At 38.6% G+C, this 7,100-nt stretch carries 6 protein-coding genes; all 6 read left to right on the top strand.

The window, feature by feature from the left end; genetic code table 11:
• Window positions 1-179 precede the first annotated feature (179 nt).
• Entirely contained in the window at window positions 180-611 is a 432-nt protein-coding gene (mraZ, locus tag ACFQ3N_RS06635; RefSeq protein WP_390360723.1) for a division/cell wall cluster transcriptional repressor MraZ, read from the top strand.
• Window positions 612-641: 30 nt separating this feature from the next.
• Window positions 642-1,622 (top strand): 16S rRNA (cytosine(1402)-N(4))-methyltransferase RsmH, encoded by a 981-nt coding sequence (gene rsmH / locus ACFQ3N_RS06630; RefSeq protein WP_390360721.1) that lies wholly within the window; start codon window positions 642-644, stop codon window positions 1,620-1,622.
• On the top strand, window positions 1,619-1,993 hold the full coding sequence (gene ftsL, locus ACFQ3N_RS06625; RefSeq protein WP_390360719.1) for a cell division protein FtsL: 375 nt from the start codon (window positions 1,619-1,621) through the stop codon (window positions 1,991-1,993). The genes rsmH and ftsL overlap by 4 nt, the downstream gene beginning before the upstream one ends.
• A gap of 12 nt (window positions 1,994-2,005) precedes the next feature.
• Window positions 2,006-4,222 (top strand): penicillin-binding protein, encoded by a 2,217-nt coding sequence (locus ACFQ3N_RS06620; RefSeq protein WP_390360717.1) that lies wholly within the window; start codon window positions 2,006-2,008, stop codon window positions 4,220-4,222.
• A 519-nt stretch (window positions 4,223-4,741) separates the two neighbouring features.
• The gene (locus ACFQ3N_RS06615; protein ID WP_390360715.1) at window positions 4,742-4,912 is read left to right on the top strand and encodes a hypothetical protein; all 171 of its coding nucleotides are present in this window, start codon (window positions 4,742-4,744) and stop codon (window positions 4,910-4,912) included.
• 117 nt (window positions 4,913-5,029) lie between these two features.
• A complete protein-coding gene (locus tag ACFQ3N_RS06610) occupies window positions 5,030-6,982 on the top strand; it encodes a stage V sporulation protein D (RefSeq protein WP_390360713.1) in 1,953 nt (650 codons plus the stop codon).
• The last annotated feature ends 118 nt before the right edge of the window (window positions 6,983-7,100 follow it).

The raw sequence follows: 7,100 nt of genomic DNA, 5'->3' as shown, positions 1-7,100 counted from the left end.
TTGAGGAAAGGTCCCCTCCTACTTGACCCATTAAGGCTTGGCGATAAGCCAAGTTTTCTAATGTTTATAATATAGGACACTTGTACCAATTTCTAAACTTAATAATTATTTTTTGAAATATTAGTGGTGGATAGTGGGGGAATGTGGTAACATGACAATATGAAAGTGGGGCGGACTATATGTTCATGGGAGAATACCAACATAGCATTGATACAAAGGGGAGAATTATAGTCCCTGCCAAATTCCGTGATGAACTTGGTGAGAGCTTTGTTGTGACTCGTGGACTTGATAAATGTTTATTTGCATACCCCATGGATGAATGGAAATTGTTAGAAGAAAAATTAAAGAAGCTTCCACTAACTAAAAAAGATGCAAGAGCATTTACACGTTTTTTCTTTTCAGGAGCAGTGGAATGTGAAGTGGACAAACAGGGAAGAATAAATATTCCTGGGCCATTACGTAAATATGCTGTTTTAGATAAAGACTGTGTTGTAATTGGTGTTTCCAATCGAATCGAATTTTGGGCAAATGAAAACTGGGAAGATTACTTTAATGATTCGGAAGAGTCATTTTCTGAGATTGCAGAAAACCTTATGGATTTTGATATTTAGAGTATTTACCAGACTAAAGTGGGTGTTTTCATGTTTGAACATTACAGTGTATTAAAAGAAGAAGTGATCGAGGGTCTAGCTATTAAACCTAATGGAACATATGTAGATTGTACAGTTGGTGGAGCAGGGCATTCTGAACGAATTGCATCCCAATTAAGTGAAAATGGTTTATTAGTGGCATTTGATCAAGATATAGACGCATTAGAAGCGGCAAAAAAAAGGTTAACTCCTTTTCAAGATCGTATAACCTTTGTTCATGCAAACTTTAGAAGTTTAAAAAGGGAGCTAGCGGAAAGGGATATTGAAAAAGTAGACGGTATATTATTTGATTTAGGTGTTTCTTCACCTCAGTTAGATCGTGGTGACAGAGGATTTAGCTATCAGCATGAGGCAAAGCTTGATATGCGTATGAATCAAACGCAAGAGTTGGACGCTCATACAATCGTTAATACATGGTCCTACAATGAATTAGTTAAAATCTTTTTCAAATATGGGGAAGAAAAATTCTCCAAACAAATAGCTCGTAAGATAGAAAAATTTCGTAATGATAATGAAATTGATACGACACATCAATTGGTTGAAATAATTAAGGATGCAATACCAGCTCCAGCACGACGAAAGGGTGGTCATCCAGCGAAGCGTATTTTTCAAGCTTTGCGTATTGCGGTAAACGATGAATTGGCAGCATTTAATGACGCGCTGCACCAAGCGGCAAGTCAAATAGATATCGGTGGTCGCATTGTTGTCATCACGTTTCATTCACTGGAGGACAGACTGTGTAAATTAGCATTTAAAAAATGGAGTACTCCAAAAGAAGTACCTCGGAATTTACCAGTAATTCCAGTAGATCATGAAGCACCGTTCAAAAGTATTACAAGAAAACCTATTATTGCAGGCGAAGAAGAATTAGATCTTAATCGAAGATCTAGATCGGCGAAACTGCGAATTGTTGAAAAAGTTAAGGAATGGAATAACGAATTTTCGTATAAAGAAGGGTGGAAAAAATCATGATTGCAAATCAAGCTCGTAGTTGGGAACAATCTTACACATCTCAAGCTCCAAAAAAAGAAAAAAAGGTTGCTGTCAAAGTACATAAGCAAGGTTGGATCACAAAAGGTGAGAAATTATTGTATACTGTTGTTGGTATGGGTTTGATTATTGCAGCCATTTTTATTACCTCCTTTTCTTCATCAACAGATACTCTAAACAGAAATATACAGTCATTAGAACAAACAGTTCAACATCAGCAAGTAAAAAATGAAGGACTGCTATTTGAAATGAAAGAACTAAGCAGACCAGAACGTATTACAAGAATTGCTAAGGAAAATGGCTTAACCATCCAAAATGCAGAAGTGAAACAAGCAAGCGCATTTAACAATTAAGGCGGATTTGTTATGAAAAAAAATCAAACGACACACTTTATGGCTGGAATACTGATAATCACTTTTGTTGCGGTTTTTCTGGTATTAACAGGGAGATTTTTATATATACAGGCTTCCGGTGAAATAAATGATGTTTCATTGGAAGAGTGGGCTAATAAAAAGAGAACCGCATCTTATTCGTTGGAAGCTGAGCGCGGTAATATTTTGGATAACAATGGAATGGCCCTAGCTTATGATCGACCGACATTTAGCATATATGCGATTACAGATGAATTGTACTCGGAAAATTTAGAGGAGCCAAAGCACGTAGAAAACCCGCAAAAAACAGCGGAAGCGCTTTCTCCTCTATTAAATATGGAAAAAAGTGAAATTGTAACGTACATACAAAATGGCATTGATAATGAAAAATTCCAAGTAGAATTTGGATCTAATGGAACAGAACTTTCACAAAAAACAAAAGAAGACATTGAAGACCTTGATCTGCCAGGAATTAATTTTACAAAAGATGCTATTCGTTATTATCCAAATGGTACGTTTGCTTCCCACATACTGGGTTTTGCCCGCAAAGATGATGAAGGTAATATAACAGGTGTTAACGGGATAGAAAATGAAATGAATGATCTCCTAGGCGGAAAGAATGGTCATATATCTTATCAACGAGATAATTATAATACAAAACTACTTGATCCTAATGAAGTGATACAGCAACCAGAAGACGGGAAAGATGTTCATTTAACAATCGACCAAAAGGTTCAAACGTTACTCGAGGATGCTATGTCTCAGGTGGATGAAGAATTTAATCCAGAACGGATCACCGCAGTTATTATGAATCCTAAGACTGGTGAAGTTGTTGCGATGGGGAATAGACCAAGTTATAACCCAAATGATCCTTCAAATGTAGAAAATTGGTACAATGACGCAATTTCTACTCCTTTTGAACCTGGTTCAACGATCAAGATGTTTACTTGGGCAGCTGCAATAGAAGAAAATGTCTACAAAGAAGATGAATGGTTTGAATCCGGTGAATACTCCATAAGTGATAATATTAGACCAGTACATGATCACAATAATGGAGAAGGCTGGGGACCTATCACGTATGATGAGGGTTTTGAGAGGTCATCCAACGTTGCTGCATCTAAACTTGTTTGGGAAAAATTAGGGACAGAAAAATACTTAGAGTATTTACAAGCATTTGATTTGGATAAAAAGACAGATATTGACCTTCCAAGTGAAGTAGCAGGACAAATATCATATAATTATCCAAGAGATAAAATAACTACAGCCTTTGGTCAAGGATCAACACTTACACCTATCCAGCAAATGAAGGCTGCAACAGCTATAGCGAATGGTGGGAAAATGGTACAACCATATGTTGTTTCTAAAATTGTAGATGGCAATACTGGGAAAGTTGAAATGGAAAAGTCACCAGAAGTAGTTGGAGAACCTATCTCTGATAGTACAGCAGCGCAAGTAATGGATTTATTAGAGTCTGTTGTTACTTCCGGGAACGGTACAGGAAATCGGTATCAGCTTGATGACTATTCAGTAGCTGGAAAAACCGGAACAGCACAAGTACCGAATCCAGATGGTGGTGGCTATTTAACAGGAGCTGAAAATTACGTATTTTCCTTCTTAGGGATGGCACCAAAGGACGATCCGCGATTAATGATGTATGTTTCGGTGAAGCAACCAGAACTGGATGATTATCAAGCTGGTTCTGTTCCAGTGTCTTTCATATTTAAAAATGTAATGGAGAATAGTTTACATTATTTAAACATTGAACCTGATAAAGATTCGACTAATCCTGTCAAATCTATTGAATTACCTAAAATAATAGGAACAAACACTTCTTCTACCAAACAATCATTGGAGGAAAAGGGGTTAAACATAACGGTAATTGGGTCTGGCAATAAAGTACTCGATGCAAACGCGAAAGAAGGGAGTCAACTATTTCCAAACGATCGAATTATCTTAGTAACAGATCAGCCTGTGATGCCAGATATAACTGGTTGGTCTATGAGAGAAGTGTTACAGCTTGCAAATCTACTAGAGTTGGATATCGAGATAATTGGAAATGGTTATGTAATGACACAAAGCATTAAGGAAGGCTCCTCAGTAAAGAAAGATAGTTATCTGGGAGTGGAGCTAAAACCGCCTAATGAACCTACCACAGAGGAAATTACGCCAGACACAAATAATCGAGAAGATGCAAGTGATGAGAATAACTAGAGAAGAATAAAATGGTTCTCATAAAGGAATAGATTGTTAGAATAGACTGTTTTTGTAAAGCTTGTTGCTTTTGAGAGAATAGATGTAAACTGCGACATAACGCTTGGTTGATTTCCATAAGTTGTGCTATGCCGCCGTCCGGGTTCGCTACGGACGGATGCTTTCCGCGGGCACGGCCTCAGCCTCCTCGAGAAAACCACTCTGCGGGGTCTCCGGACACGTGCTGTTCCCGCAGGAGTCACCGCCCTCCGCTCACCCGAACTGGTAAGGTGTTTTATTAATACAGATACAGTCCCACGACAGTAACGGAAATAACAGCGGAGGAAATACCCGTAGACTCCTTGAAAATACAAACCGATTTTCTGCGTGCGATGTCTAGCTATGTAGCTTTCCTTATCCTGTGGGAGCAGAGGCCTAGCCTGAGACCCCAGAGAGCGTTAGCTCGAGGAGGCTCATCAGCCGCCCACGGGTAGAAGACACTGCGCAGTGAAACGAAGCAGATGTCGCACTTGTACCCGGATGGGTGAAAGCGAAGTGTATTTCCGTAGCGGTAGGTTAACCGTCACATCAAGTTACGTCGCAGTTTACATCAACTATGAAGATGAAAAAGCAACAATGCTTGCGAAAATAGCTTTAGAAGAAGCATTCCTTGTCCTATACGTCGGAGCTAGAAGTGGCTTAAACAGTTAATAAATTATCCACAGGCTCCTAATTTTGTAATTACCTAAGCTAGAATAAACAGTGTTCTATTCATTTTTTTTCGTTCATATAGTGGATACAAGCCTACCTATGAAAAGGGGATGGAAGATGAAACGTGTATCTGCTGTAACGGTAAGAAAACGAATAGTTACTGTTTTTCTTTTTGGACTCTTGTTCTTTGCAATTATTGATGTTCGATTAGGATATGTCCAATTTATTATTGGAGACAAACTGTCGGGTATGGCAAATGAATCATGGTCGAGAGATATTGAATTTGAACCTGAACGTGGTAATATTTTGGACGAGAATGGTGAGGTTTTAGCTGGAAACGTTACTGCTCCAACAATTATGATTGCTCCTAGACAAGTTGAAAATCCACAGGAAACAGCTGAAAGACTAGCCGAAATACTAAACATACCGGTAGATGAAGCATATAAAGCTGTCACACAGGACGAAAGAATTATACGTATTAATCCTGAAGGGAGAAAAATAACAGACAAACAAGAACAAGCCCTACGAACGCTGAATTTAAAGGGTATTTACTTAGCAAAAGATTCAAAACGACATTACCCATATGGCAACTATTTGTCACATGTATTGGGGTTTGCTGGAATAGATAATCAGGGGCTTATGGGACTAGAACTATATTATGATGAAGAGTTAAGCGGAGAATCAGGGAGTTTATCGTATTATTCAGATGCAAAAGGGAGAAGACTCGAACAACTTGCTGATGTATACAAATCACCTCAGGATGGTTTAAATCTTAAAACAACAATTAATTCTAAAGTACAAACAATTATGGAACGGGAACTAGATTTGGCTGTCGCAAAGTATAATCCGGATGGTGCGCTTGCAATAGCCGTAAACCCCAAAACGGGGGGAGTTCTTGGTATGACTACCAGACCTAATTTTAACCCTGAAAATTATCAAGAAGTTGAGGCAGAAATATATAATCGCAACTTACCAATTTGGAGTACTTATGAACCTGGATCAACGTTCAAAATTATAACACTAGCAGCAGCGCTAGAAGAGGATCAGGTTGATTTAGAAGAGGATCGTTTTCATGATGATGGGGATATAGAAGTAGGTGGTGCCCATCTCCATTGTTGGAAGAGTGGTGGACATGGTAGTCAGACCTATCTTGAAGTGGTTCAAAACTCATGTAACCCTGGATTTGTCAACTTGGGTGTAGAATTAGGGAAAGAGAAGCTATTTTCCTATATTAGAAATTTTGGATTTGGGACAAAAACAGGAATAGATTTACAAGGAGAAGGGAATGGAATATTATTCAAGCCAGAAAATGTTGGCCCTGTAGAATTGGCGACAACTGCTTTTGGCCAAGGTGTTTCTGTAACGCCTATACAACAAGTTATGGCGGTGGCAGCTGCTGTTAACGGAGGAAATTTATATGAGCCATATATCGCTAGTGAGTGGATCGATCCACGAACAGAAGAGGTAGTGGATACATTTGAGCCAAACCTCAAAAGGAGAGTCATCTCCGAATCAACTTCCGAAGAGTTGCGGCACGCATTAGAAAGTGTTGTTGCAAAAGGTACTGGTAGACCAGCATATGTAGATGGGTATCGTGTTGGCGGGAAAACTGGAACAGCTCAAAAGGTAGGTCCTGATGGAAGATATATGACAAATAACCATGTCGTTTCTTTTATCGGGTTTGCCCCGGCTGATGATCCCGAAATTGTTGTGTATGTTGCTATTGATAATCCTAAAGATACTCTGCAATTTGGAGGGGTTGTAACCGCACCTATAGTCGGAACCATTATTGGTGACAGTTTACGGGCAATGGGAGTTGAGCCAAGAGAAGATGGGATGGATAAAGACTACTTATGGCCAGACCAACCTAAAGTAGAAGTTCCGGATTTAATAGGATTAGAGAAAAGTGATTTAATGGAATACATGACGAACTTATCGATTGAAACAAATGGGACAGGTGACTATATTATCGATCAAGCACCTAAACCGGGTGTAAAGCTTGAACAGGGGGGAAAGGTCAGAATCTATTTGTCTGAAAATAATAATTCTAAGAAAAATAATCGTGATTAGATGGGAAATTTGCTATAATGGGTAAACAATTACAAATATATTTTAAAAGAGGGTGAAACCACCCTCTTAAAAAATGATTTTAACAAGAACAGTATGTAGGGTATCTGAATTCTGATGA

Source organism: Virgibacillus byunsanensis (assembly GCF_042675965.1).
GTDB classification, from domain to species: Bacteria; Bacillota; Bacilli; order Bacillales; family Amphibacillaceae; genus Virgibacillus_R; species Virgibacillus_R byunsanensis.
This window is presented reverse-complemented; position numbering and strand designations above follow the sequence as displayed.

Coding starts and splice junctions, on each gene's coding strand:
- mraZ (WP_390360723.1), top strand. CDS start 180: ATGTTCATGGGAGAATACCAACATAGCATTGATACAAAGGGGAGAATT.
- rsmH (WP_390360721.1), top strand. CDS start 642: ATGTTTGAACATTACAGTGTATTAAAAGAAGAAGTGATCGAGGGTCTA.
- ftsL (WP_390360719.1), top strand. CDS start 1,619: ATGATTGCAAATCAAGCTCGTAGTTGGGAACAATCTTACACATCTCAA.
- ACFQ3N_RS06620 (WP_390360717.1), top strand. CDS start 2,006: ATGAAAAAAAATCAAACGACACACTTTATGGCTGGAATACTGATAATC.
- ACFQ3N_RS06615 (WP_390360715.1), top strand. CDS start 4,742: ATGGGTGAAAGCGAAGTGTATTTCCGTAGCGGTAGGTTAACCGTCACA.
- ACFQ3N_RS06610 (WP_390360713.1), top strand. CDS start 5,030: ATGAAACGTGTATCTGCTGTAACGGTAAGAAAACGAATAGTTACTGTT.